Below are 23813 nucleotides of genomic sequence, written 5' to 3'. Positions count from 1 at the left end.
AGAGATGTCATGCGTCTGACTCGTAAGACACAGTCCCAGCGGCCCCAGGGCCTGGGCATTTCCCGTCGCCAGTTCCTCAAGCGGAGCGGTGCGACCACCGGCGGCCTGGCCGCCGCCGGTTTCATGGGCACCCCGATGATGCGCCGCGCCGAGGCGGCCGAGAAGACGGCATATTCCGACGCCCCGGTGGAGACCAAGCGTACCGTCTGCTCCCACTGCTCGGTGGGCTGCGGCGTCTACGCCGAGGTGCAGGAGGGGGTCTGGACCAAGCAGGAGCCGGCCTTCGACCACCCGATCAACCGCGGCGCCCACTGTGCCAAGGGCGCCTCGCTGCGACAGCACGGCCACTCCAGCCGCCGCCTCAAGTACCCCATGAAGCTGGTGGGCGGCGAGTGGCAGCGCCTGAGCTGGGAGGACGCCATCGAGGAGATCGGCGACAAGGTACTCCAGCTCTCCGAGCAGCATGGCCCCGACAGCATCTACTGGCTGGGCTCGGCCAAGTTCAACAACGAACAGGCCTACCTGATGCGCAAGTTCGCCGCCCTGGCCGGTACCAACAATACCGACCACCAGGCGCGCATCTGCCACTCCACCACCGTGGCCGGGGTGGCCAACACCTGGGGCTACGGGGCGATGACCAACTCGCTCAACGATATCCAGAACAGCAAGTCGATCATGTTCATCGGCTCCAACCCCAGCGAGGCGCACCCGGTCGCCATGCAGCACATCCTGCTGGCCAAGGAGCGCAGCCAGGCGCAGATCATCGTCGTCGATCCGCGCTTCACCCGCACCGCAGCCAAGGCCGACAGCTACGTGCGCATCCGTCCGGGGTCCGACGTGGCCTTCATCTGGGGCCTGCTGTGGCACATCTTTGCCAACGGGTGGGAGGATCGCGAGTACATCGACCAGCGCGTCTACGCCCTGGACGAGGTGCGTGCCGAGGTGGCCAACTTCACCCCCGATGAGGTGGAGCGCATCACCGGCGTGCCCGAAGCGCAGATGTTCGACACCGCCCGCCGCCTGGCCGAGAACCGCCCGGGGTGCGTGGTGTGGTGCATGGGGGGGACCCAGCACACCACCGGCAACAACAACACCCGGGCCTACTGCATCCTCGAACTGGCGCTGGGCAATATCGGCAAGTCCGGCGGCGGCGCCAACATCTTCCGTGGCCACGACAACGTCCAGGGCGCTACCGACCTGGGCCTGATGTCCCACTCCCTGCCGGGCTACTACGGCCTGGCCGAAGGCGCCTGGAAGCACTGGGCGCGGGTCTGGGACCTCGACTACGAGTGGCTGAAGGGCCGCTTCGACCAGACCGAGTACGCCGACGGCCAGCCCATGTACACCAACGGCATCACGGTGTCGCGTTGGGTCGACGGGGTCCTCGAGGACGACGCCAACATCACCCAGCGCACCCAGCTCAAGGCGATGTTCTACTGGGGCCATGCCGTCAACTCCCAGACCCGCGGCCCCGAGATGCAGAAGGCCATGCAGCAGCTGGAGATGATGGTCATCGTCGACCCCTACCCCACCGTGGCGGGCGTGATGCATGGCCGCCAGGACGGCGTCTACCTGCTGCCGGCGGCGACCCAGTTCGAGACCACCGGCAGCGTCACCGCCACCAACCGCTCGATCCAGTGGCGCGACAAGGTGATCGATCCGCTGTTCGAGGCCAAGCCCGACCACGAGATCATGTACCTGCTGGCCAGGAAGCTGGGCTTCGGCGACCAACTCGTCAAGAACTTCCAGATGAATGGCGACGAGCCGCTGATCGAGGACATCACCCGCGAGTTCAACGCCGGCATGTGGACGGTAGGCTACACCGGCCAGAGTCCGGAGCGGCTCAAGGCCCACCAGCAGAACTGGCATACCTTCAGCTTCCGCGACCTCAAGGCCGAGGGCGGACCCGCCGACGGCGACTACTACGGCCTGCCCTGGCCCTGCTGGGGCACCGCCGAGATGGGCCACCCCGGCACACCGATCCTCTATGACACCAGCAAGAAGGTGTCCGAAGGCGGGCTGACCTTCCGCGCCCGCTTCGGCATCGAACGCAATGGCGAGAACATCCTCGCCGACGGCTCGTTCAGCGAGGGCTCCGAGCTCGAGGATGGCTACCCCGAGTTCACCGCCGAGATGCTCAAGGACCTGGGCTGGTGGGACGACCTGACCGCCCAAGAGCAGGCCGAGGCCGAGGGCAAGAACTGGAAGACCGACCTCTCCGGCGGCATCCAGCGCGTGGCCATCGCCCACGAATGTGCGCCCTTCGGGAACGCCAAGGCGCGCTGCAACGTCTGGACCTTCCCCGACCCCATTCCCAAGCACCGCGAGCCGCTCTACACCAGCCGCCGCGACCTGGTCGAGGACTACCCGACCTGGGACGACGTGGCCTCCCACTACCGCCTGCCGACGCTCTACAAGAGCATCCAGGAACAGGATGTGACCGGGGATTACCCGATCATCCTCACCTCCGGACGCCTGGTGGAATACGAAGGCGGCGGCGAGGAGACGCGTTCCATGTCCTGGCTGGCCGAGCTGCAGCAGGAGATGTTCGTCGAGATCAACCCGGCGCTGGCCAACGACCTGGGCATCGCCGAGGGCGACGACGTCTGGGTCGAGGGTGCCGAGGGCGGTCGCGTCAGGGTCAAGGCGCTGGTCACCCCGCGGGTCGCCCGGGAGGTGGTGTTCATGCCCTTCCACTTCGGCGGCATGTTCCAGGGCGAGAGCCTCCACGATGTCTACCCGGAGGGCTCGGCACCCTATGTGCTGGGCGAGGCGGCCAACACCGCCACCACCTACGGCTACGACTCCGTGACCCAGATGCAGGAAACCAAGTGCACCCTGTGCCGCATCGAGCGCGCCTGACGCCTGACGAAACACGCGGGATGGGCCCGGCCCGTCCCGCGACGAGGAGACTATCATGGCCCAGATGAAATTCATGTGCGACGCGGAACGCTGCATCGAGTGCAACGGCTGCGTTACCGCCTGCAAGAACGCCAACGAGACCGACTGGGGCATCCAGCGCCGTCGCGTGGTGACCCTCAACGACGGCGAGCCCGAGGAGGTCTCGATCTCGGTGGCCTGCATGCACTGCGACGACGCGCCCTGCATGGCGGTCTGCCCCACCGACTGCTTCTACAAGACCGACGACGGCATCGTGCTGCATGACAAGGACCTGTGCATCGGCTGCGGCTACTGCCTCTATGCGTGCCCCTTCGGCGCCCCGCAGTTCCCCCAGCAGAACGCCTTCGGCGAGCGCGGCAAGATGGACAAGTGCACCTTCTGTGCCGGCGGCCCGGCGGAAACCAAGGAGGAGGAGTACCAGAAGTACGGTGCCAACCGCATCGAGGAGGGCAAGCTGCCGCTGTGCGCCGAGATGTGCTCCACCAAGGCGCTGCTGGCCGGCGATGCCCAGGAGATCGCCGATATCTTCCGCCAGCGGGTCGTCCAGCGTGGCCACAAGGATGGTGGCTGGTCCGGCAACCCGCGGCGCGAGCAGGAGCGTACCCGGGCGGGTCAGCCCGACGCCGCGGCGGCGGACTCTCTCGCTTACGACGCCGCCCGCCAGGGCTGAGGAGGTGATCTCATGAGCCACTTCACTGATTGGCGGTCGCTATGGCGACTGCCGCTGCTGGCCCTGGTGCTGCCGGCCCTGGTGCTGGTAGTCGGCCTGGCGCTCTCCCAGGGCGTCCACGCCCAGGCGGATCCCGAGGGCGAGGCAGGCTTCGCGGTGCCGGCGGTGGATGCCGACACCTGGCGGCAGGTGCGCAGCGGCGAGGTCGATGCCAACTATCGCGACAGCCGCTTCGACTCCACCTACAACCTGGTCAATGCCAGCGGCGAGACCTGGCGCCAATGGCGCAACCGCTGGGTGTCACCCTACGGCCTGATCGTGATCGGCGGCATGCTGGTGATGATCGTGCTCTTCTACCTGATTGCCGGGCGCAAGAAGCTGGATGAGCCACGCACGGGCCGGAAGCTTCTGCGCTGGAGCCTCGTGTCGCGTTCGCTGCACTGGAGCGTGGCCACGCTGTTCATCCTGCTCGCCCTGTCGGGCCTCACCCTCCTCTACGGCAAGCATGTGTTCTACCCGCTGTTCGGCGCCGGCGCCTGGGGCGCCATGGTGTCGGCCTCCAAGCTGGTGCACAACTACCTGGGGCCACTCTTCGGCATCCTGCTGCTGATCCTGCTGGCCAAGCTGCTGGTGCACAACCTGCCGAAGAAGCATGACATCGACTGGTTCCGCAAGGGTGGCGGCCTGGTCGGCAAGGAGCATCCCGACGCAGGCTTCGCCAATGCCGGCGAGAAGGTCTGGTACTGGCTGCTGGCAACCGCCGGGGTGGTGGTCATCATCAGCGGCTTCGTGCTGGACTTCCCCAACTATGGCCAGGCGCGTGACACCATGCAGTGGGCCAACCTGGTGCATGGCATCGGCGCGTTGGGCCTCACCGCGGTGGCGTTTGGCCATATCTACATCGGCACCCTCGGCACCGAGGGCTCCTTCGAAGGCATGGCCACTGGTTATGTCGACGAGACCTGGGCCAAGGAGCACCACAACCTATGGTATGAGGAGGTGAAGGAGAGCGCCGTGCCCGAAGACCAGCTCGCCACCGACAGCCAGGAGGAGACAGGCGGCTCCTCGCCGCAGAGCTCCGCCTAGCATGATGGATCGAACCACCTTCGACACCGCCTGCGGGCGGTGTCTTTTGTTATGCTGGATGCCTACCACCGGATGGAGTGATCCCCATGCAACACCTGGATGAGACGACACGCACCGAACTCGAGGCGGCCGCCTTCCGTCGCCTGCTGCGTCATCTGGACGAGCACAAGGACGTGCAGAACATCGACCTGATGATCCTCGCCGACTTCTGCCGCAACTGCCTCTCCAAGTGGCTGGTGACCGCCGCCGAGGACCACGGTGCCGAGCTCGACTACGACCAGGCCCGCGAGCATGTCTACGGCATGCCCTACGCCGAGTGGAAGGAGAAGTATCAGCAGGAGGCCACGCCGGAACAGCAGGCCGCCTTCGCGGCACGCCAGGCCGCCAAGCAGGAGCGAAAGGACGCATGAGCGAACCGATGATCCCCCTCACCATCGCGGTGCTGACGATCTCCGACACCCGCACCGAGGAGACCGACCGCAGCGGTCAGGCGCTGGTCGAGCGCCTGACCGCCGCGGGCCACCGCCTGGCCGACAAGCGCATCGTCCCCGACGATGTCTACCGGATTCGCGCCGAAGTCTCCGCCTGGATCGCCGACCCCGAGATCCAGGTGGTACTCACCACCGGCGGCACCGGCTTCACCGGACGCGACTCCACGCCGGAGGCGGTATCGGTACTGCTGGACAAGCGGATCGAGGGCTTCGGGGAGCTGTTTCGCCAGCTGAGCTGGCAGGAGATCGGCAGCTCCACGGTGCAGAGCCGCTGCCTGGGCGGGCTTGCCAACGCCACCGTGCTCTTCTGCCTGCCCGGCTCCACCGGTGCCTGCCGTACCGCCTGGGATGGCATCCTCGCCGAGCAGCTCGACAGCCGGCACCGGCCCTGCAACTTCGCGAACCTGATCATTCCCGAGCGTGGCCAGCATGCATAAGGACGGCGATCTCAAGCCGGTCGCCGCGGCGCTGGAAGCGCTGCTGGCGGATGTGGCGGTGTTGGGCAACGAGACGCTGCCCATGGAGCAGGCCGCCGGTCGGGTGCTGGGGGAGACCGTGACCGCCCGCCTCGACGTGCCCTCCTTCGACAACAGCGCCATGGATGGCTACGCCCTGCACCATGGCGACGCGGGAAGGGCCCTGCCCATCCGCCAGCGTATCGCCGCCGGCAGCCCCGTCCAGCCCCTGGCGCCCGGCAGCTGCGCGCGAATCTTCACCGGCGGCGAGATACCGCCGGGTGCCGACTGCGTGGTGATGCAGGAGCGCGTCGAGGTGACGGGTGACACCGCCCTTATCCCTGCGGATGTGGCGGCAGGCGACAGCATCCGTCGCCGCGGGCGGGACGTCGCACGGGGCAGCACGCTGCTCGAGGCCGGTCGGCGCCTGGAGGCCGCGGCCCTTGGGCATCTCGCCGGCCAGGGCATCACCGAGGTGGAGGTGCGGAGACGGCCGCGGGTCGCCCTGCTCTCCACCGGCGACGAGATCGTCGACCCCGGCAAGCCCCTGGGCCCGGGCCAGCTCTACAACTCCAACCGGCCGATGCTATGCCGACTGCTGGAGCGCTTCGGTGCCACGCCGGTGATGATGGCGTCGATCCCCGACGACCCCGTCGCCACCCGGGAGATACTGGCCGACGCCGCCAGCCAGGCGGATATCGTGGTGACCACCGGCGGCGTCAGCGTCGGCGAGGAGGACCATGTCAAGGCGGCAGTGGAGGCCCTGGGACGGCTGGATCTCTGGCGGCTGGCGATCCGCCCGGGCAAGCCGCTGGCCCTGGGCCGGATTCCTGGGGGGGATGGTGAGGCACGCTTCGTGGGGCTGCCGGGCAACCCGGTATCGAGCTTCGTGGGTGCCTGGCTGTTCCTGAGGCCGCTGGTCGGCCGAATGTCGGGCTGCACGTCGCTGGCCTCGCTGCCAGAGATCCCGGCGCGCAGCGGCTTCTCGACTCGCACCGGCCCCCGGGCCCACTACATGCGCGTCACGCTGCGCTTCGACGACCAGGGCGCGCATGCCGAGGCCTTCGCCGACCAGAATTCAGCGGTGCTCTCCTCGTGCATCGAGGCCGATGCCCTGGCGGTCATCCCGCCTGAGACCAGGCTGTCACCGGGCGACCGTGTGACCTGCCTGTGGCTCAGGAGCGATGCCTAGGCACGTCGGGTTCCACTTCCAGCGCCTCGCGCACTGCCGGCCACAGGCGCTGGAAGTCATCACGCAACGCCGGGTACTCGGCATGAAGCCAGGGCACCAGCTCTACAAGGCGGTTGGGGCCGGAGAGTCGCTGGCCGATGCCGCCGATCGCACGGCAGGTAAAGGCGAAGTCGGCATAGCGCCGCAGCCAGTCCTGCTCCACCAGCAGCGGCATCATCGAGGCCAGGCGTGATGGCGCCGAGCGTCGTGCCAGCAGCCGATAGCTGCGCGTGACCAACGGCGAGTCCCGGTCCGCGACCCCAGGCTCCAGTGCCACGAAGTGATCCCACACCAGGTCCAGGGCGATGCCCACGAAGCGTCTACCCGAGGGCGGTGACCGCGCCAGGATGTCTCGCGTCACCGTGTGGCTGTCCACGAAGGCATCGACGCGGCGGTGGTGTCGAATGCCCCTTGCGACCTCGGCGGGCCAGTCGTCGAGGTCGCTTCCCTTCACCCCGTCGGCGATCAGGTTGCCGTAGAGGAAGTCGTCGCCCCCGCCGTGCGCCAACCAGGCATGAGCCAGGAAGTTCATGGGGTGATCACAGGCAGTTGGTGGGCTTGGGCAGGCCCGCGAGCCGCGCGCCCAGCTTGGCGGGACTGCCGGGGAACAGCTTCATCAGGTGCATGGAGCGACCCTTGTCGGGGCCCAGCGCCTGTCCCACCGCCTTGACCAGGGGGCGCATCGCAGGGGCCTGCTCGAAGCGCGCGTAGAAATCGCGTAGCACGCGGATGATCTCCCAATGCTCCTCGCTCAGTTCGATGCCCTCCTCCTCGGCCAGTCGTTCGGCAACCTCGGCCGACCAATCGCCCATGTCGACCAGGAATCCTTCGGGATCGAGGGGAATCCTTCGGTCATCGAGAGATAGATAACGGTATATTTCTGTGCTTGCCATCAGTACCAGCTCACCGCGCGCTCACACTCCTCGGTCAGGGCCACGAAGCCCTCGATATCGACGACACGGACCGCCGGGGCGCATAGCGAGAGCAGTCCGCGGGACTCCAGATCCTCATGCAGGGCATAGAGGCGCCCGGCCACGCTCTCGAAACGCGCCTGCTGCGCCGGCAAGGCGCCGATGACGCCGTCCTCGATCAGCAGCAGCCTGTCGTCCGGCCCCATTCCCGCCAGTGCCTGGTCGAGAACAGCGGACAGCGGAGAGCGATTCAGGGTATGCAACAACATGGCGTATCTCATCAGAAGTTCAGAACCAGGGCATGGGATGCCAGCAGCTCGGCGATCTCGGCATCGCCCACGCCCTCGACCGGCAGCATGAACTGTTCGCCGGTCAGGCCCAGCGCGTCCATCCCCCTCGCCTCCACCAGCAGGCTGTCGATATCGTACATCTCCAGCATGGCCAGGGTCGGTGCGGTGCCCTTCTGTCCCAGCGGCCCCGCCTGCTGACCCTCGAGCAGCGCCGTGATGCCCTCTCCCATGAACAGCAGCGTCACCCGGCGATCGAAGGCCGCGGCCACCAGGGCAACATCCAGCCCTTCCTTCAGCCAGCTCGACCCGTGGGGCGCATGGCGCAGGATCACCAGCAGGTCGCCCTGGCGCGTATCGTCTTGCATCACAGGTTCTCCTCAGGGGCCGAAGGTGATCAGTCGATCGCAGCGCAGGCCCAGATCGACCAGCTGGCCCAGCCCCGTCAATTCGAAGGGGGGCTCGACGCTTGCCCCCTGCTTGCCGTGTCGGGCGGCCTCCTGCTCGTCGAGCAGGCCGCGCCTGAGGGCAGCGGCGATGCAGACCTGCAGGGGCACGGCGTGCTCGCGGCCCAGCTCGGCCCAGGCATCGACCAGGTGGGGCTCGTCCTGGGGCGGCGCGGCCAGCCTGGCCGCGTTATGCACGCCATCATGGTAGAAGAACACCCCGTCGACGGCATGGCCCTTGGCCAGCAGCGCACGCGTGAAGCGCAGCGCCGAGTGGGCCGCCTGGCTGGTGTAGGGGGCATCGAGCAGCAGGATGGCGTAGCGCATCCGAGGTCTCCTGAAAACAGGCTGGCCCCGCCGAGGCGGGGCCAGCCATGTCGTGGCCTGTGGAACCCGACGTCAGTCGTTGCTCATGATGCCCAGCAGGGAGAGCAGGCTGATGAAGAGGTTATAGATCGACACGTAGAGGGTGATGGTGGCCAGGATATAGTTGGTCTCACCGGCGCGGTGAACGATCTCGCTGGTCTGATAGAGGATCGCCGCGGAGGAGAACAGCACGAAGCCGGCGGAAACCATCAGCATCAGGGCCGGGATCTGGAAGATCAGGCCGGCCAGCATGGCCAGGACCAGCACGATGGCGCCCGCCATCATGAAGTTGCCGAGGAAGCTGAAGTCCTTCTTGGTCACCAGCGCCACGGCGGAGAGGCCGATGAAGGTCAGGCCGGTCATGGCCAGGGCATTCATCACCAGGGCGGCGCCGTTGGGCAGCGCCAGGTAGGCGTTGAGAATCGGGCCGAGAGTGAAGCCCATGAAACCGGTGAAGGCGAAGGTGGTGAGCAGCCCCATCGCGGAGTGGGCGGTCTTGTGGACCAGGAACATCAGTCCGTAGGCACCGATGAAGAAGACGAAGATGTTCATGCGTTCGACGCCCATCGCCATGGCGGCGCCGGCGGTCACGGCGGAGAAGAGCAGCGTCATGGCCAGCAGCCCGTAGGTATTGCGCAGCACCTTGTTGGTGCTGGACACCCGGGTCTGGGTCTCCTGGCGGGTCATCTGTGACTCTTGATAGGCCATTGATCCTGTGCTCCCTGTCGTCAATTGATCTTGCCAATGGACTAGCATGCCGCCTGGAAGTTCCGCACGCAAGAGCCTGGCGGAACGGCACTCAACGTTGATTCCGCTGTCATGCCCCCAGATGTGCCCCCTGCAGCAGGGCCCTGGCAACACCCGCCGCCGTGGCGCAGACATCGCTGCCCGCCGCCTCGAGTTGCTCCTGATCCAGCCAGACCAGCTCGGTGGCATCGCTGGCGGCGCCCTCCACGCCGCCCTGCCACTCCATGCGCAGGACGATGATCACATAGTGGCCCCGCAGGCTGCCGTCGATCTCATGGTCGAACACATCGATGGCGGTGAAGACCTCTCCGGCACGAGCTTGCAGCCCCGTTTCCTCGAGCAGTTCGCGTTCGGCGGCGGCCTGCAACGTCTCGCCGGGTTCCACCTTGCCGCCCGGAAGCGCCAGCCGCCCGGCATTGGGCGCATGGGCACGACGCACCATCAGGATGCGGTCATCCCAGAGCAGGGCGGTGGAGACCGCGGGAATCGGGCGGGACAAGGCGCGGGGTGCTTCGGGAATCGACATGCGGGACTCACGGCGACAAGGATGTTTGCCTACTCTGCGAGCTCTCGGCGCTGCCCGCAAGGCGCCAGCGCCTCGGCCGCGCCACCCCGGGCAGCGCTGACAGAAGGCCAGAAACGCGAAAACCAGCCGTAAGTGGCTGGTTTTCAGGGTGTAATGGCGGAGGGACAGGGATTCGAACCCTGGGTGCCCGCTAAGGCACGCCGGTTTTCAAGACCGGTGCATTCAACCGCTCTGCCATCCCTCCGGCTTACGGCGGAGAATATTACCAGTTTTCGCGTCTCGGTCAAGAGCCAAATGCGATCAAGGCCTTAGCCGCCATCAGTAGAGTCGCAGGCCGACCCGGGTCACACGATTGCCCTGCATCTCGCTGACCACCCAGTGGATGCCATGCCAGTCGACGTCGTCGCCCACCACCGGGTGGCCACCGACGCGCAACGAGACGAACTCGCTCAGGCTCATCTCACGTTCGCCGGGGCTCAGGGTCAGGCCGTAGGCATCGGCAATATCCTGCATCCTGGCATCCCCGTCGAAGGTGAAGGTGCCGAAGAAGGCGCGCTCCTGCTTGAGCTTGGCCTCCCCATTGAACAGCCGATTCAGCGCCGGCAGGTCCTCGCTGCGGCCGATCACGCAGAGCACATCGTCCAGTTGCAGCCGGGTACTGCCCTTGGGGTGCAGCATGGCGTGCTCACGAAACAGCGCCGAGATCAGGGCGCCGGAGGGGAAGCGCAGCAGGCGGATGGGGGTATCGGCAATGTCCTCGTTATCGACGCGGTAGACGAACATCTCGTAGTCGTTCTCGGGCAGGATCCCCAGGGGACCACGATGGTTCGGGGTCACCGTGGTAGGCATCAGCACACGCGTCCAGCGTGCCATCAGCGACAATGTGCCCCCCTGCACCAGCAGGGAGAGCAGGACGACCGCGAAGGCCACATTGAAGTAGAGCGATGACCCTTCCACCCCGCTGATGACCGGGAACATGGCCAGCACGATGGGCACCGCACCGCGCAGCCCCACCCAGGAGATGAAGCAGACCTCTCGCCAGCGGAACTTGAAGAACGGCTTCAGCGAGATGACCACCGCGATCGGGCGGGCCACGAAGATCAGCATCAGGCCGACCAGCGTTGCCGGCAGCGCGTACTGCAGCAGGTCCGAGGGGGAAACCAGCAGGCCGAGCATCAGGAAGAGACCTATCTGGCTCAGCCAGGCCAGGCCGTCGTGCACCGGCAGGATGAAGTTGAGATGACGCCCCTTCTGGTTGCCGATCATCAGGCCCGCCAGATAGATCGCCAGGAACCCGCTGCCGCCGAGGAAGCTGGTCAGCCCGAAGATGCAGAAGCCCAGCGACAGGGCGAGCAGGGAGTAGAGTCCGGGGGCCAGGTCCACCCAGCGCAGTAGCCGGGCGCTCAGCCAGCCGGCCCCCAGCCCGATGATCAGGCCCAGGCCGAACTGCTCGACGAGCAGCAGGCCGGTCTCCATGGGCCCCTCGATCTGGCCGACCAGTATCTCGGCCAGGACCATGGTCAGGAAGATCGCCATGGGGTCGTTGGTCCCGGACTCGATCTCCAGGGTCGCCCCGACCCGCTCGTTGAGGTTCAGCCCGCGACCACTGAGCATCGAGAATACCGCCGCGGCGTCGGTCGAGCCCACGATGGCGCCGACCAGAAGTCCCTGGAAAAGGGTGAGCTCGAAGATCCACATGGCGAAGAGCCCGACCAGCCCGCTGGTGATGAAGACCCCCAGGGTGGCCAGCGACAGGGCCGGCCTGAAACCCACGCGAAAGGTCTTCAACCGGGTGCGAAGCCCGCCGTCGAGAAGGATCATCGCCAGGGCGAGATGGCTGATGATGAACGCCAGCGGGTAGTTGTCGAACTGGATACCCAGCACCCCCTCCTCCCCGGCCAGCATTCCCAGGCCGAGGAAGATCAGCAGCAGGGGAAGCCCGATGAGGCTGGAGAGTCGACTGCCCAGCACGCTCAAGGCGATCAGCAGCCCGGTGAAGAAGAACAGGGTATTGATGACGTCCATGGCATCCTCTCGATGGCTGACATTTGATTATCGCATGGGGCCCGTAACCGCGCGACGCCGATGGCGGCAACTGGCAACTCGGCCCGCGTCGCGGATACACTTGGCTCCGGCCAAGCGCCACCTTACCCGTCGCGGAGCCCGTGAATGCCCAACCCCCCTGCCCCTGTTGCCTGGCGCCACTCGCGCCTCGTCCTGGGCCTGCTGCTGCTCCTGGCGCTGACAGCCGTCCCGGCCTGGGCCGAGGAGAGCCTCGAGGCGCCTGCCCCACCGCTGACCCTGGATGGCGATGTCATGGTGCCCGACCTCGACGCCACGCCGGGGCAGGCAACGGCGTCGCCGGGACTGCCCGAGATCGAGGTGCCGCCGATCGACGACGAGGCGGCGATCGGCGAGCCCGACACGCCGATCCCCAGCGTCACCCATGCGCCACCCGAGCCGTTGGCGCCGCCGCCGCTGGAATCCCTGACGATCATGCTCGACTGGTACCCCAGCCCGCATCATGCCGCCCTGATCCTGGCGGCGGGCAACGGGCACTCCCAGCGTGAAGGGCTGGAGCTGTCGATCATGACGCCGGCAGACCCGGGCGCCCCGCTTCGCCTCCTCGATGCCAACCTTATCGACCTGGCGCTTACCCATCAGCTGCAGCTGCACCTGCAGGTCGATCGCGGCAAGTCGGCGATACGCGTGGCGACCCTGGCGGACACCCCGCTTGCCGGTATCGTCATCCGTGAATCCGCCGATGTCGAAGGGCCGGAGGATCTCGCCGGACTCACCCTGGGACACGCCACCGAGGAGGGCCGCGACATCCTGCTTCCCGCCCTGATCGCGCCCCACGGCATCGCCCCCGGGGAAGTCAGCCTGGTGGAGACCGGCTTCGCCCTCGCCACCGCCATGACCGAGCAGTCCCTGGATGGCCTGGTGACGCCCCTGCGCCTGACGCTGTCTCGCCAGCTGGCCGATCGCGGCGTGTCGACCCGCCAGCTCAACGTGGAGGAGCATGGCATTCCGCTCCACGACGGGGTGATCCTGGTGGCAAACCGCGACCGCCTGGCGCGCCTCCGGGAGCCCATCATCGAGCTGGTCGACATCCTGCGTGACACCACCCTGTGGATGATCAAGCACCCCGAGGCGGCATGGGAGGCCCTGGTCGAGCTCGAGCCGACCCTCGATACCGCCGCCAACCGAGACGCCTGGAGCGCCACCCTGATGCGCCTGAGCGCCCAACCGGCGGCGCTGGACAGCCGGCGCTATCGCCAGGTCGAGGCCTACCTGCACGAAAACGGGCTGATCGAATCGATCAGCCCGCTGGAACGGCTGGCGGTGGAGCCCGGCGCCGGCTGAGCGTCAGGCGGCGTCCGACTCCACTGCGGCGAGGAAGTCATCGACGGACTCACGGAACGCCTCGGGCTGTTCGGCATGCAGCCAATGCCCCGCGTCCAGCGTCACCAGCCGGGCCTCCGGCAGCACCTCATGCAGCGCCGGCAGGTGCTCGTCCGCGACATAGTGGGAGTCGCGGCCCCGCAACACCAGGGTCGGCCCGGTAAAGGATTCACTGCCGGCCGGCTCCCCCATGATCGCGTCGTAGTCATCCTGGATCTCGTCCAGCCCCAGGCGCAGCCCCATCCCCTCTCCCTCGCCACGCACCAGATTGGTGGCCAGAAACAGTCGCACGGCCTTCTCGCTCACGTGCTCGGCGAGCAACGCATCGGCCTCGCGGCGATTGGCCGGGCGCCCTTCCACGACGCGACGCAGCCCCGCGAACACGCTGTCGTGGTCGTGGCCATAGGCCACCGGCGCGATATCGCCGACGATCAGCGATGCCACACGCTCGGGCGCCAGGCGGGCCAGGGAGATCGCCACCTTGCCGCCCATGGAGTGGCCGAGCACATGGGCGCGCGGGATCGACAGGCGGTCGAGCAGCGCCAGCACATCCCCGGCCATCTCCGCATAGCCCATGCCGGTGACATGCGGCGAGCGGCCATGGTTGCGCAGGTCCACCGCCACGACCCGGCGGTGGGTCTCCCAGGCCTTGACGTGGGAGCGCCAGTTGTCGGCACTGCCGAACAGGCCGTGGATCACCACCAGCGGCGTGCCATCGCCGCCGGTATCCAGGGTGTTTAGCTCGATAGGCATGGGGTTGTCCTCGTCCAGGGGTGTCGATTGGCGATTCAGTAGCGAGCGCGTGCCACCTCGGGTGCTACATCGTCGCTGCCGGTGACGGCCACCAGGCGGCGGCTCAACCAGGCCAGCAGCACTCCGTAGAGCGGCAGGAAGAACAGCAGGCTGATGACCAGCTTGATCACGTAGTCGACCCAGGCGATCTCCAGCCAGTTGGCCGCCATGAAGGCGTCGGGGCTGTTGTGGAAGGCGATGGAGAAGAAGGCGAAGGTATCGGCCAGATTGCCTGCCACCGTGGAGATCGCCGGCGCCACCCACCAGGCGCGCAGACGGCGCAGGCGGTCGAACACGTGCACGTCGAGCAGCTGCCCCAACACGTAGGCCATGAAGCTGGCCACGGCGATGCGGGCAACGAACAGGTTCCACTCGCCCAGGGCCTCCACGCCGGCGAAGCCGCCACGCGGGAACACCACCGAGACGACGTAGGAGATCACCAGCGCCGGCAGCATCACCCGCATGATGATGGCCCGGGCCGGCCCCTTGCCGAACAGGCGCACGGTCAGGTCGGTGGCCAGGAAGATGAAGGGGAAGCTGAAGGCACCCCAGGTCGTATGGTAGCCGAACAGCGTGAAGGGCAACTGCACCAGGTAGTTGCTGGCGGCAATCACGACGATATGGAAGGTGACGAGCAGCGCCAGGCAGCGGCGATACTGGGAATCAGACAGCACGAACATCTCGGTTCCTTTTTGGGTGGAGGGGTGAGGGAACCCTCATGCAGGAAGGCGCCGGCATCGAGCCGGCGCGGGCGCATTATACGGGGTGGCTCGCCCGCTGGCCATGCATCCGCCCCACCAAACGCGGCACGCCCCACCAAACGCGGCACGCCCCACCAAACGCGGCACGCCCCACCAAACGCGGCACGCCGCCCCATGGGGCGGCGTGCCGTTCTCGCCGGGAAACGGATCTATCAGACCTGGCGGGCGTCGTGGGCGGCGCCGACCTCGCGGGCCTTCATGGCCTCATGAATCTCCTCCAGGCTCGCCGGATCATCGATGGTCGAGGGGATGCCGAACTCCTTGCCGTCGGCGATATTGCGCAGCAGCTTGCGCAGGATCTTGCCGGAACGCGTCTTGGGCAGGCGATCCACCACCAGCACCTGCTTGAAGCAGGCGATGGGGCCGATCTTCTCGCGTACCAGGGCGATCAACTCCTCCTCCAGCTCCACCTCGCGGCCATGGAAGCCGTCCTTGGGAATCACCAGGCCCACCGGCAGCTGGCCCTTTAGCGCATCATGGATACCGATGACGGTGCACTCCGCCACCGCGGGATGCGCTCCCACGACCTCCTCCATCTCACCGGTGGAGAGGCGGTGGCCGGCGACATTGATGACATCATCGGTGCGCCCCATGATGAACAGGTAGCCATCCTCGTCGATGTAGCCGCCGTCCCCGGTCAGGTAGTAGCCCGGGAAGGCCGCCATATAGGCCGCGTGGAAGCGCTGCGGGTCCCCCCACACCCCGGTCAGGCAGCCCGGCGGCATGGGCTGCTTGATCACCACACTGCCCTGCTCCATGGCCGCGACCTGCTCGCCCTCGCGATCGAGGATCTGCACGTCGAACCCCGGCACCGGCACGGTGGCACTGCCCGCCTTGGTGGGCATGGGCTCCAGGCCGTGGAGGTTGGCGGCGATGGGCCAGCCGGTCTCGGTCTGCCACCAGTGGTCGATCACCGGCACGTCGAGCAGGTCGTCGAGCCAGTGGAAGGTGGGCGGATCCAGGCGCTCACCGGCCAGGAACAGCGCCTTGAGGCTGGAGATGTCGTACTGGGCCAGCAGCTTGCCGTCGGGGTCCTCCTTCTTGATGGCGCGGAAGGCGGTCGGCGCGGTGAAGAAGCTCTTCACCCGATACTCCTCGATCAACCGCCAGAAGGCGCCGGCATCGGGCGTCTTCACCGGCTTGCCCTCGTAGACCACGCTGGTGGCGCCGCGCAGCAGCGGCGCATAGACGATATAGGAGTGTCCGACCACCCAGCCCACGTCCGAGGCCGAGAAGAACACCTCCCCCGGGGCCACGTCGTAGATCGCGTCCATGGAGTAGGCCAGCGCCACCGCATAGCCGCCGGTATCCCGCACCACGCCCTTGGGCTTGCCGGTGGTGCCGGAGGTGTAGAGCACATAGAGCGGATCGGTGCCCTTCACCGCCACGCAATCGGCGGGCGTCGCCTTCTCGACCAGCGCCGACCAGTCATGGTCGCGCTCCCCCAACTCGGCACGATGCTGGTCGCGCTGGAAGATCACGCAGGCATCGGGCTTGTGGGCGCTCTGCTCGATGGCCGCATCGATGATCGGCTTGTAGGGCAGGACCTTGCTGACCTCGACGCCGCAGGAGGCCGCCACCACGATCTTGGGTGCGGCGTCCTCGATACGCACGGCCAGCTCATGGGGGGCGAAGCCACCGAACACCACCGAGTGCACGGCACCCAGCCTGGCACAGGCATACATGGCCACCAGGGCCTCGGGCACCATGGGCATGTAGATCACCACCCGGTCGCCCTTCTCGACACCCAGGTCCCTGAGCGCCCCGGCAAAGCTCGCCACCTGGTCGCGCATCTCGCGATAGGTCAGGGTGCGCTTGCTGTCGGTCACCGGGGAGTCCCAGAGGAGGGCCGGCTGGTCCCCCCGGCCCTCCTCGACGTGATGATCGAGGGCGGCGTAGGCGATATTCAGCTCGCCGTCAGCGTACCAGCGCGCATGGTTGGCCTCATCGTAGTCGAGGATGCGCTGGGGCTCCTTGAACCAGGGGATGCGGCGGGCCTGTTCGGCCCAGAAGACCTCGGGGTGATCGATCGAACGGCGGAATTCGTTGGCGTAGGTGCTCATGGCGTTCCTGTCACGGTCCAGTGCGGATGATTGTTGACACTGTAAAGCACAAAGCGCGGAACACCCTCATACGATAGGCTAATTTTCGACGAAAGATGCAGGGGTTGGAGATTTATTGTCAACAACAGCGGCGCGACCTGCCATAAGAGAACGAGAATTCAACGCGCACGCGCGACAGGGACTAGACTATGCTTGAGTAAACCCCAATATACGGTCACGACGCACCACGGCGTCCGACTCGACCCCTCCACTCACGCGCAGCGCGGGGACACGCCATGCACACGCCCAGCCGCGAGGCAGAAAGACTCATCGAAGGGGGAAGCGGTGCCATCGATCGCGCCACTGCCCTGCTCAAGGCCATGGCCAACGACAATCGACTGCACATCCTCTGCCTGCTCGACGCAGGCGAGCTGTCGGTAACCGAACTCAATGGACACCTGGCCCTGAGCCAGTCGGCGCTGTCCCAGCACCTCGCGATCCTGCGCCGCGAGGAGCTGGTGACCACGCGGCGCAGCTCACAGACCATCTACTACTCGCTGCAGGGAGACAGCGCCAGGGCGATCATCGCCACCCTGGTCAGCCTCGGCCTGGCTGACGCCTGAATCATCGGCCGAGGCACCGTCAGTCGTCCCGGGCTAGCGTTTCTGCCAGCGACTGGCATCGAGCACTTCCGCCCCGCGCAGCAGCGCCCGCTCGACTCCCGCCGATACCGCCACCCCCAGGCGCTCGGCGAGTCGGCGGGGCGGTTCCAGCCTGACCCGTATCACCTTCGCCTCGCGCATGCGCTCCACCAGGTAGGCCTCGCTGGTACCCAGGGCGTCGACCAGCCCCTTGTCGAGGGCCTGGCTGCCGTACCAGATCTCCCCGGTGGCGATCGCCTCGATATCCAGCGCGGGACGACGCGTCGCCACGTGGCGCTTGAACAGCTCGTGGGTCGTCTCCAGGTCGTCGAGAAACTTCTCGCGCCCCTCCTCGGTATTCTCGCCGAGCACCGTCAGGGTACGCTTGTAGCGCCCGGCGGTAAGCACCTCCACATCGATGTCGTGGCGCTTGAGCAGGCGGTGCACATTGGGCACCTGGGCCACCACGCCGATCGACCCCAGCACCGCCAGCGGGGCCGCCCGCACGCTATCCGCCCCGCATGCCATCAGGTAGCCGCCGCTGGCGGCCACCTTGTCGACACAGACCGTGGTGGTGAGCCCCGCCTCGCGCAGACGATCCAGTTCGGCGGCGGCGAGCCCATAGGCGTGCACCAGGCCACCGGCGGACTCCAGGCGCACCACCACCTCGTCCCCCGACTCGGCGGCCGCGATCACCGCCGAGATCTCCTCGGCGAAGCGGCCGGTAGCGCTGGCCCGGATATCGCCATGGAAGTCGAGCAACCAGACCGTCGGGCGGCGCGGTCCCTGCTCACCCTTCGCCGCCTTGCCAGCCTTGGCACGCTCCTTGTCCTCGCGACGAAACGCCTTGACCAGGCGCTTGCGCCCGCCCGGTTCACTGGCCGCCAGACGCAATCGCCGCCGCCTGTCGTCGTGGCCCCGATTGAGCTCCTCGAGCTTGAGCCTCGAGTCACTGCCCACCTCGCCGCGCAGCTTGGCCACCACCGCGATCCCGAGCCCGACGATCATCACCAGGCTCAGCAGCTGGGCCAGGAACAGTCCGAAATCCGCCAGCCAGTCTCCCATCGTCCTCTCCCCTGCGGCCTCCGGCCGCTTGATCTAAACAATCGTTTGAAATACGCTTCCGCCGTCAACCCGCCTCACCAGGAGCCACCATGAGCCAGTCCACCCTAGACACGCTGATCTCCCGTTTCGACCCGCAGGCCGCCAGCGACATGGATGAAGTCTTCCAGTTCCACTTCGACGATGCCGACAGCCACTACCTGGTCATCCAGAACGGCGAGCTGAGCGTCGCGGAGGGAGAGCATGATGACCCGTCCGTCAGCCTGTCCATGAGCACCACCACCCTCAAGGGACTGATGACCGGGGACGTCAACGGCATGACCGCCTTCATGACCGGCAAGCTGAAGGCCTCCGGCAACGTGATGCTGGCCACCAAACTGACCAGCCTGTTCCCCGCCGGCTGACATCCTGCCGCCACCCTAGCGGGCCGCCACCTCGGCCAGATGGGTCTCGATGAGTGCCCGGGAGATCGAATAGAGCGGCGGCAGCTGAGGCAACTGGCGTGGGGAGAACCAGGCGGCATCGGCGATCTCCACGCCGTCGATGCGGATGCGGCGGCTCGCCGCCTCCGCGAAGAAGCCCAGCATCAACGAGTGGGGAAAGGGCCAGGCCTGGCTGCGAGAGTAGCGAACCCGCCCCACGGCAAGCCCCACCTCCTCGAAGATCTCGCGGCGCACGGCCTCCTCAGCCGATTCCCCCGGCTCGATGAAGCCGGCCAGGGTCGAGTAGCGCCCCGGGGGGAAGCGCGGGCTGCGCGCCAGCAGCAGGGCGTCGCCATGGGTCACCAGGGTGATGATGCAGGGCGAGATGCGCGGATAGTTGCGGTGCCCGCAGGCGTGACAGTGCATCGCGAACTCGGCGTCGAGTCGCTCGGCCGGTGCCCCGCAACGCCCGCAGAAACGGTGGTCGCGTAGCCAGGCACCGACCTGGAGGGCCGTGGAGACCAGCGGGAAGCGCGACTCGGGCAGGCGCACGAGCCAGTCGCGGGCAGCAGGCCAGTCACTGCCGGCATGCGTCTCGAGGGAGAGCGCCAGGGGCACATCCTGCCAGTAGCCCAGCGGCTGCATCTGCGCCGTCCAAGGCATCACCGGCTGCAGCACGCCGCCATCGGGCGCCGGGGCGATACGCCCCTCGGCCAGGCGAATCACATGGCCCTGCCGGGCATCCAGGGGCAGCTCACGACGCAACATCAGTGCACGATCCCCTCGACACCGTCCCACAGGCATTCGCCTGCCGCCTCACGGATCCGCGCCAGCTTCTGGCGATGGGCGGCGAGTTCCTCGTCGCTGGGCGTCGACACCCGAAGCTGGCCGCCGGCCAGCGCCACCGGGCGTCGCTGGATCCCCGTCTTCCGGCCGCCCTCCGCGGCCATGGAGGCATCGAGCAGCAACGCGGTCTGGCCGCCGGTCATCGCCAGGTAGACCTCGGCCAGGATCTCGGCGTCGAGCAGGGCGCCGTGGAGGACGCGGTGGCCGTTGTCGATCTCGTAGCGCTTGCACAGCGCGTCCAGGCTGTTGCGCTGGCCGGGGTGCTTGTCCCGGGCCATCTGCAGGGTATCCAGGATGCGGCAGTGCTCGGCGACCGGCCCCAGGCGTGACGCACCGCGGCCGCCGTCGAGCATCGACAGCTCGTGGTCGATGAAGCCCACGTCGAAGGGCGCGTTATGGATGACCAGCTCGGCGCCTTCGATGAAGGCCCAGAAGTCATCCACGATCTCGGCGAAGCGCGGCTCGTCGGCGACCCGCTCATTGGTGATGCCGTGGACGCCGATCGCCTCGGCCTCGATCTCCCGCTCGGGGTTGATGAACTGATGGTAGCTCCGCCCGGTCAGCCGGCGGTTGACCATCTCCACCGCACCGATCTCGATCAGCCGATGGCCTTCCTTGGGGTCGATACCCGTGGTCTCGGTATCAAGAACAATCTGACGCATCACTTCTCTCTCAAGGCTGGTAAATCGCCGAGGTCAGGCTCACTCAAGCCGCTGGCCTCCTCTGCTTGTGGCAAGCGCCCTCTCGAGGGGCCTCTGGGTCGGCATTCAGGCGGGCGGCGCCGAGTGCCGAGCCCCCCAGGGGTGCGGTAAAGCGCAGACGGCTTCCACGGGACTGGATCAACTGCGGGCGGCGGCACGCCTGGATCATGTAGCTGTCGCCCAGCGGCAGGTTATGACGCCGGCCCAGTGTCTCGAACAGCGCGTTGCGGGGCAGCCGGCCGGGCAGGTGGAAAGCGCAGTAGTCTACCCGCTCGATCTCGAAGTCGACAAACGCCAGCCAGTCGCGCAGGCGTCCGGGAGCGCGCCACTGGCCGCGCCAGGGCAGCATCCGCCGCCGCGCCGGTGACAGCCGCCCCATGCCTCCCGCGGAGAACGGCATCCAGCCGAAGAGGATGAGCCGCCCCTCGTCGGCGGTCACCCGCGCCGCCTCCTGCAGCATGTGATGGGGGTCGGGCGCGATCTCGAGCAGGTGATGCACCACCACCAGACTGAGGCTGTCATCGGGGAGCGGCAGCGCCTCGGGGGCGCAGACCAGGGTAGAGGGGAACTGCGCCAACTCGCGGGTGGGAGCCCAGCGCAGCGCATGCCGCACCGGGCACATATCGGCCAGCAGGCCCCCGAAACCCAGCTCGAGGCTATGCACGCCGAAGAGCCGCTCGCAGGCCGGCCCCAGGCAGGCCCGCTCGGCGTGACGCACGGCCTTGCCCGCCGGCGTGGACCAGAAGGCCTGGCCCTCACGGTACAGCGCGGCGAGGCGCTGGGCGCTGGTCTCGGTTGACATGTCCCTCCCTGCTCTTCATATTGGCTGGATTTTGCGAACCGTTCATGCCCATTCAGGACACTCAGCCCATGTTGAGCGTGACACCGATTCCCGCCTTTAGCGATAACTATATCTGGCTTCTGCGCCAGGACACGACCCCCGATGTGTGCGTGGTGGACCCGGGCGATGCCGCCCCGGTCATCGAGCTGCTCGAGCGCGAGTCGCTTGCGCTCTCCACGGTGCTGATCACCCATCATCACCGGGACCACACCGGCGGCCTCGCCGAGCTCATCGAGCGCTATTCACCGCGGGTGATCGGCCCCGACAACGACACCATCGACGGCATCGACACCCCGGTGGCCGAGGGGGATGAGGTTCGCGTCATGGGACGGCTGTTCGAGGTGATCGCGGTACCCGGACACACCCTGGATCATATCGCCTATTTTACCGCCGGAATTCCGCCACTGCTGTTCGGCGGCGATGCCCTGTTCAGCGCTGGCTGTGGCCGCCTCTTCGAGGGTACGCCGGAGCAGATGCATGCCTCGCTGACCAAGCTTGCCGCGTTGCCCGACGACACCCTGGTGTTCGCCGCCCACGAATACACCCAGGCCAACCTGCGCTTTGCGTTGGCCGCCGACCCCCACAACCCGGACGTGGTTCAGGCCATGGAAGAGTGCCGGCGGGCCCGGGAGCTTGAACGCCCCACCCTGCCCACCTCCATGGCCCGCGAGAAACGCATCAATCCCTTCCTGCGCGCGGCAGATGCCGGCGTACGCCAGGCCGCCTCGGCCCATGGCGACGTCGACAGCGACGAGGCGACCTTCGCCACCCTGCGCGCCTGGAAGGACAACTTCTGAACGCTATCCCTGGACGCCAGGCACCTTCCGGTTCTGCCGGAAGGCCTCGGCGCGCCTTGGAGGAACACGCCCGAATGACCTACCACACCACTCGCCGCCGGCTATTCGCCTTCGCCAGCAGCGCCGCCCTGCTGGGTGCCCTGATGACCGCTGGCGTCCACAGTCAGGCCGCGACCCTCGAGCGCAACGGCGCCGAACCCCGGGCGGCCTTCCAGCCCTCGCCCAGTGGCATGACCCAACACTTCTGGGACGCCCTGGATGTGGAGCCCAGTGACGCCTGGAGCCGGCTGCGCGACAGCTTCCAGTGGCAGGACGACCTGGACGATCCACGTGTGCAGGCCTGGATCGACCACTATCGCCAGTCGCCGCACAACATCGCCGAGATCACCGAGCGCGCCCGCCCCTGGCTGGCCTGGATCACCCAGAAGGTCGAGGAGCGCGACCTGCCCGGCGAGATCGCGCTGATTCCCTTCATCGAGAGCTCCTTCGACCCGAGCGCACGTTCCCATCGCGGCGCCGCCGGCCTGTGGCAGTTCATGCCGCGCACCGGCGACTCCCTAGGCCTCTCCCGACAGCGCGGCTACGACGGGCGCCTCGACGTGGTGGCCTCCACCTATGCGGCCCTCGACTATATCGAGTACCAGGCAGACCAGTGGTACGAGGGGGATCTCGAGCTCTCCCTGGCGGCCTACAATGCCGGCGCCGGCACCGTCAACAAGGCCCGCCGCCGGGCCATCGCCCAGGGCAAGGGCGGCGACTACTGGAGCCTCTCCCTGCCGCGGGAAACCATGAACTACGTGCCCAAGCTCAAGGCCATCTCCGCCATCATCAATGCGCCTGACGACTACCAGGTCGCCCTCCCCGAGATCGAGGACGCCCCGGCCTTCGCCAAGATCCCCGTGGAACGCCCGCTGGGCCTGGACGAGGCGGCCCGCCTCGCCGGGGTCTCCCAGGGCACGATCGCCGAGCTCAACCCGGGAGTCACCGGTGGCGCCATCCACCCCGGCAATGACCGGGTGCTGCTGGTGCCCATCGAGCGAGCCGACGAGATGCTGGCCCGCCTCGAGGCCCCGACGATCCCGAGCACGGCTCAGGACTCGCGCTACGTGGTGCGTCGCGGCGATACCCTGGCCGATATCGCCGCCCGCCAGGGCATCAGTGTCGCCGAGCTGCGCCAGGCCAACGGCATCGCCGGCAACCTGATTCAGCCCGGACAGGCGCTCGAGCTGCCGACACGCAGCCTGGCCTCGCGCTGAACGCCCCCGGGGCCTTGGGTGGCCCCGCCGAGCAGGAGGCAGGTATTGTCTTTCTCGCCCGGGGCTGACACCTTGACTGGCGAAGCCTAGTGGGTACGACGCCGGCAGCGGCCGGCGTCACTGTCGACAC

General features: G+C 67.3%; 26 protein-coding genes and 1 tRNA gene. 11 read left to right on the top strand and 16 right to left on the bottom strand.

The annotated features are described in order from the left end of the window. Nucleotides 1-9: 9 nt before the first annotated feature. The 6 genes from RAN53_RS14605 (at nucleotide 10) to glp (ending at nucleotide 6795) form a co-directional block, all read left to right on the top strand. A complete protein-coding gene (locus RAN53_RS14605) occupies nucleotides 10-2862 on the top strand; it encodes a molybdopterin-dependent oxidoreductase (protein ID WP_305797528.1) in 2853 nt (950 codons plus the stop codon). Between the two features lie 55 nt (nucleotides 2863-2917). Then, complete coding sequence (gene fdh3B / locus RAN53_RS14600; protein WP_305797527.1) at nucleotides 2918-3571, top strand: formate dehydrogenase FDH3 subunit beta; 654 nt, start codon at nucleotides 2918-2920, stop codon at nucleotides 3569-3571. Nucleotides 3572-3583: 12 nt separating this feature from the next. After that, nucleotides 3584-4657, top strand: a complete 1074-nt coding sequence (locus tag RAN53_RS14595; RefSeq protein ID WP_305797526.1) for a formate dehydrogenase subunit gamma — start codon at nucleotides 3584-3586, stop codon at nucleotides 4655-4657. Between the two features lie 86 nt (nucleotides 4658-4743). Next, nucleotides 4744-5067 (top strand): DUF1244 domain-containing protein, encoded by a 324-nt coding sequence (locus tag RAN53_RS14590; RefSeq protein WP_305797525.1) that lies wholly within the window; start codon nucleotides 4744-4746, stop codon nucleotides 5065-5067. Then, nucleotides 5064-5585: a molybdenum cofactor biosynthesis protein B gene (moaB, locus tag RAN53_RS14585; RefSeq protein ID WP_305797524.1), complete on the top strand. Its 522-nt coding sequence runs from the start codon at nucleotides 5064-5066 to the stop codon at nucleotides 5583-5585. Before RAN53_RS14590 ends, moaB begins: the two co-directional genes overlap by 4 nt. Continuing rightward, complete coding sequence (glp, locus tag RAN53_RS14580) at nucleotides 5578-6795, top strand: gephyrin-like molybdotransferase Glp (protein ID WP_305797523.1); 1218 nt, start codon at nucleotides 5578-5580, stop codon at nucleotides 6793-6795. The genes moaB and glp overlap by 8 nt, the downstream gene beginning before the upstream one ends. Here the strand turns inward: glp and RAN53_RS14575 are convergent. From RAN53_RS14575 to RAN53_RS14535, 9 genes are all read right to left on the bottom strand, one after another. Then, nucleotides 6779-7366 carry an ACP phosphodiesterase gene (locus tag RAN53_RS14575; protein ID WP_305797522.1) on the bottom strand — a complete coding sequence of 196 codons (588 nt, stop codon included), beginning with the start codon at nucleotides 7364-7366 and terminating at the stop codon, nucleotides 6779-6781. The two genes, glp and RAN53_RS14575, sit on opposite strands and share 17 nt — an antisense overlap. Before the next feature lie 7 nt (nucleotides 7367-7373). Beyond that, nucleotides 7374-7727 (bottom strand): TusE/DsrC/DsvC family sulfur relay protein, encoded by a 354-nt coding sequence (locus tag RAN53_RS14570; protein ID WP_305797521.1) that lies wholly within the window; start codon nucleotides 7725-7727, stop codon nucleotides 7374-7376. Continuing rightward, nucleotides 7727-8014: a sulfurtransferase complex subunit TusB gene (tusB, locus tag RAN53_RS14565; RefSeq protein WP_305797520.1), complete on the bottom strand. Its 288-nt coding sequence runs from the start codon at nucleotides 8012-8014 to the stop codon at nucleotides 7727-7729. Before tusB ends, RAN53_RS14570 begins: the two co-directional genes overlap by 1 nt. 11 nt (nucleotides 8015-8025) lie before the next feature. Beyond that, the gene (tusC, locus tag RAN53_RS14560) at nucleotides 8026-8400 is read right to left on the bottom strand and encodes a sulfurtransferase complex subunit TusC (protein WP_305797519.1); all 375 of its coding nucleotides are present in this window, start codon (nucleotides 8398-8400) and stop codon (nucleotides 8026-8028) included. Nucleotides 8401-8412: 12 nt separating this feature from the next. After that, entirely contained in the window at nucleotides 8413-8805 is a 393-nt protein-coding gene (tusD, locus tag RAN53_RS14555; RefSeq protein WP_305797518.1) for a sulfurtransferase complex subunit TusD, read from the bottom strand. Nucleotides 8806-8877: 72 nt separating this feature from the next. After that, entirely contained in the window at nucleotides 8878-9552 is a 675-nt protein-coding gene (locus RAN53_RS14550; RefSeq protein ID WP_305797517.1) for a Bax inhibitor-1/YccA family protein, read from the bottom strand. A 109-nt stretch (nucleotides 9553-9661) separates the two neighbouring features. Continuing rightward, on the bottom strand, nucleotides 9662-10117 hold the full coding sequence (locus tag RAN53_RS14545) for an NUDIX hydrolase (RefSeq protein WP_305797516.1): 456 nt from the start codon (nucleotides 10115-10117) through the stop codon (nucleotides 9662-9664). A 154-nt stretch (nucleotides 10118-10271) separates the two neighbouring features. Continuing rightward, nucleotides 10272-10361: transfer RNA gene (locus tag RAN53_RS14540), tRNA-Ser, on the bottom strand. Nucleotides 10362-10435: 74 nt separating this feature from the next. Further along, a complete protein-coding gene (locus tag RAN53_RS14535; RefSeq protein WP_305797515.1) occupies nucleotides 10436-12142 on the bottom strand; it encodes a potassium/proton antiporter in 1707 nt (568 codons plus the stop codon). A gap of 144 nt (nucleotides 12143-12286) precedes the next feature. Between RAN53_RS14535 and RAN53_RS14530 the strand changes: the two genes are divergently transcribed. Beyond that, nucleotides 12287-13483, top strand: coding sequence for an ABC transporter substrate-binding protein (locus RAN53_RS14530; RefSeq protein ID WP_305797514.1), 1197 nt, complete (start codon nucleotides 12287-12289; stop codon nucleotides 13481-13483). 3 nt (nucleotides 13484-13486) lie between these two features. Here the strand turns inward: RAN53_RS14530 and RAN53_RS14525 are convergent, their stop codons facing one another. The 3 genes from RAN53_RS14525 to RAN53_RS14515 form a co-directional block, all read right to left on the bottom strand. Next, nucleotides 13487-14275: an alpha/beta fold hydrolase gene (locus tag RAN53_RS14525; protein ID WP_305797513.1), complete on the bottom strand. Its 789-nt coding sequence runs from the start codon at nucleotides 14273-14275 to the stop codon at nucleotides 13487-13489. A 35-nt stretch (nucleotides 14276-14310) separates the two neighbouring features. Beyond that, nucleotides 14311-14994: a 7-cyano-7-deazaguanine/7-aminomethyl-7-deazaguanine transporter gene (locus RAN53_RS14520; RefSeq protein ID WP_305797512.1), complete on the bottom strand. Its 684-nt coding sequence runs from the start codon at nucleotides 14992-14994 to the stop codon at nucleotides 14311-14313. A 233-nt stretch (nucleotides 14995-15227) separates the two neighbouring features. Next, complete coding sequence (locus RAN53_RS14515; protein WP_305797556.1) at nucleotides 15228-17159, bottom strand: propionyl-CoA synthetase; 1932 nt, start codon at nucleotides 17157-17159, stop codon at nucleotides 15228-15230. A 254-nt stretch (nucleotides 17160-17413) separates the two neighbouring features. On the opposite strand from RAN53_RS14515, the gene RAN53_RS14510 reads away from it, so the two are divergent. Continuing rightward, a complete protein-coding gene (locus RAN53_RS14510) occupies nucleotides 17414-17740 on the top strand; it encodes an ArsR/SmtB family transcription factor (RefSeq protein WP_305797511.1) in 327 nt (108 codons plus the stop codon). 33 nt (nucleotides 17741-17773) lie between these two features. On the opposite strand, the gene sohB is transcribed toward RAN53_RS14510, so the two are convergent. Continuing rightward, complete coding sequence (gene sohB / locus RAN53_RS14505; RefSeq protein ID WP_305797510.1) at nucleotides 17774-18823, bottom strand: protease SohB; 1050 nt, start codon at nucleotides 18821-18823, stop codon at nucleotides 17774-17776. A gap of 89 nt (nucleotides 18824-18912) precedes the next feature. On the opposite strand from sohB, the gene RAN53_RS14500 reads away from it, so the two are divergent. After that, entirely contained in the window at nucleotides 18913-19224 is a 312-nt protein-coding gene (locus RAN53_RS14500; RefSeq protein WP_305797509.1) for an SCP2 sterol-binding domain-containing protein, read from the top strand. Nucleotides 19225-19239: 15 nt separating this feature from the next. On the opposite strand, the gene nudC is transcribed toward RAN53_RS14500, so the two are convergent. The 3 genes from nudC to RAN53_RS14485 are packed head-to-tail and all read right to left on the bottom strand — an operon-like array spanning nucleotide 19240 to nucleotide 21591. Continuing rightward, a complete protein-coding gene (nudC, locus tag RAN53_RS14495; protein WP_305797508.1) occupies nucleotides 19240-20010 on the bottom strand; it encodes an NAD(+) diphosphatase in 771 nt (256 codons plus the stop codon). Then, the gene (dnaQ, locus tag RAN53_RS14490) at nucleotides 20010-20750 is read right to left on the bottom strand and encodes a DNA polymerase III subunit epsilon (protein ID WP_305797507.1); all 741 of its coding nucleotides are present in this window, start codon (nucleotides 20748-20750) and stop codon (nucleotides 20010-20012) included. The genes nudC and dnaQ overlap by 1 nt, the downstream gene beginning before the upstream one ends. A 43-nt stretch (nucleotides 20751-20793) precedes the next feature. Beyond that, entirely contained in the window at nucleotides 20794-21591 is a 798-nt protein-coding gene (locus RAN53_RS14485; protein ID WP_305797506.1) for a methyltransferase domain-containing protein, read from the bottom strand. 68 nt (nucleotides 21592-21659) lie between these two features. Here RAN53_RS14485 and gloB point away from each other — a divergent pair, with 68 nt between their 5' ends. Together gloB and RAN53_RS14475 are read left to right on the top strand one after the other, a co-directional pair. Continuing rightward, complete coding sequence (gene gloB, locus RAN53_RS14480) at nucleotides 21660-22427, top strand: hydroxyacylglutathione hydrolase (RefSeq protein WP_305797505.1); 768 nt, start codon at nucleotides 21660-21662, stop codon at nucleotides 22425-22427. A gap of 74 nt (nucleotides 22428-22501) precedes the next feature. Beyond that, complete coding sequence (locus RAN53_RS14475; protein ID WP_305797504.1) at nucleotides 22502-23683, top strand: transglycosylase SLT domain-containing protein; 1182 nt, start codon at nucleotides 22502-22504, stop codon at nucleotides 23681-23683. Nucleotides 23684-23813: the final 130 nt, after the last annotated feature.

It is taken from the genome of Halomonas sp. SSL-5 (assembly GCF_030708455.1).
GTDB lineage: Bacteria > Pseudomonadota > Gammaproteobacteria > Pseudomonadales > Halomonadaceae > Halomonas.
This window is presented reverse-complemented; position numbering and strand designations above follow the sequence as displayed.

Bases quoted from the DNA above. Each gene is read 5' to 3' on its own strand.
- sohB (WP_305797510.1), bottom strand. From the start codon at position 18,823: ATGGGAGACTGGCTGGCGGATTTCGGACTGTTCCTGGCCCAGCTGCTG.
- RAN53_RS14475 (WP_305797504.1), top strand. From the start codon at position 22,502: ATGACCTACCACACCACTCGCCGCCGGCTATTCGCCTTCGCCAGCAGC.
- RAN53_RS14500 (WP_305797509.1), top strand. From the start codon at position 18,913: ATGAGCCAGTCCACCCTAGACACGCTGATCTCCCGTTTCGACCCGCAG.
- RAN53_RS14595 (WP_305797526.1), top strand. From the start codon at position 3,584: ATGAGCCACTTCACTGATTGGCGGTCGCTATGGCGACTGCCGCTGCTG.
- fdh3B (WP_305797527.1), top strand. From the start codon at position 2,918: ATGGCCCAGATGAAATTCATGTGCGACGCGGAACGCTGCATCGAGTGC.
- dnaQ (WP_305797507.1), bottom strand. From the start codon at position 20,750: ATGCGTCAGATTGTTCTTGATACCGAGACCACGGGTATCGACCCCAAG.
- RAN53_RS14605 (WP_305797528.1), top strand. From the start codon at position 10: ATGCGTCTGACTCGTAAGACACAGTCCCAGCGGCCCCAGGGCCTGGGC.
- tusC (WP_305797519.1), bottom strand. From the start codon at position 8,400: ATGCAAGACGATACGCGCCAGGGCGACCTGCTGGTGATCCTGCGCCAT.
- RAN53_RS14545 (WP_305797516.1), bottom strand. From the start codon at position 10,117: ATGTCGATTCCCGAAGCACCCCGCGCCTTGTCCCGCCCGATTCCCGCG.
- RAN53_RS14575 (WP_305797522.1), bottom strand. From the start codon at position 7,366: ATGAACTTCCTGGCTCATGCCTGGTTGGCGCACGGCGGGGGCGACGAC.
- nudC (WP_305797508.1), bottom strand. From the start codon at position 20,010: ATGTTGCGTCGTGAGCTGCCCCTGGATGCCCGGCAGGGCCATGTGATT.
- RAN53_RS14485 (WP_305797506.1), bottom strand. From the start codon at position 21,591: ATGTCAACCGAGACCAGCGCCCAGCGCCTCGCCGCGCTGTACCGTGAG.
- RAN53_RS14535 (WP_305797515.1), bottom strand. From the start codon at position 12,142: ATGGACGTCATCAATACCCTGTTCTTCTTCACCGGGCTGCTGATCGCC.
- RAN53_RS14530 (WP_305797514.1), top strand. From the start codon at position 12,287: ATGCCCAACCCCCCTGCCCCTGTTGCCTGGCGCCACTCGCGCCTCGTC.
- RAN53_RS14590 (WP_305797525.1), top strand. From the start codon at position 4,744: ATGCAACACCTGGATGAGACGACACGCACCGAACTCGAGGCGGCCGCC.
- RAN53_RS14510 (WP_305797511.1), top strand. From the start codon at position 17,414: ATGCACACGCCCAGCCGCGAGGCAGAAAGACTCATCGAAGGGGGAAGC.
- RAN53_RS14525 (WP_305797513.1), bottom strand. From the start codon at position 14,275: ATGCCTATCGAGCTAAACACCCTGGATACCGGCGGCGATGGCACGCCG.
- RAN53_RS14520 (WP_305797512.1), bottom strand. From the start codon at position 14,994: ATGTTCGTGCTGTCTGATTCCCAGTATCGCCGCTGCCTGGCGCTGCTC.
- RAN53_RS14550 (WP_305797517.1), bottom strand. From the start codon at position 9,552: ATGGCCTATCAAGAGTCACAGATGACCCGCCAGGAGACCCAGACCCGG.
- RAN53_RS14570 (WP_305797521.1), bottom strand. From the start codon at position 7,727: ATGGCAAGCACAGAAATATACCGTTATCTATCTCTCGATGACCGAAGG.
- tusD (WP_305797518.1), bottom strand. From the start codon at position 8,805: ATGCGCTACGCCATCCTGCTGCTCGATGCCCCCTACACCAGCCAGGCG.
- tusB (WP_305797520.1), bottom strand. From the start codon at position 8,014: ATGTTGTTGCATACCCTGAATCGCTCTCCGCTGTCCGCTGTTCTCGAC.
- moaB (WP_305797524.1), top strand. From the start codon at position 5,064: ATGAGCGAACCGATGATCCCCCTCACCATCGCGGTGCTGACGATCTCC.
- gloB (WP_305797505.1), top strand. From the start codon at position 21,660: ATGTTGAGCGTGACACCGATTCCCGCCTTTAGCGATAACTATATCTGG.
- glp (WP_305797523.1), top strand. From the start codon at position 5,578: ATGCATAAGGACGGCGATCTCAAGCCGGTCGCCGCGGCGCTGGAAGCG.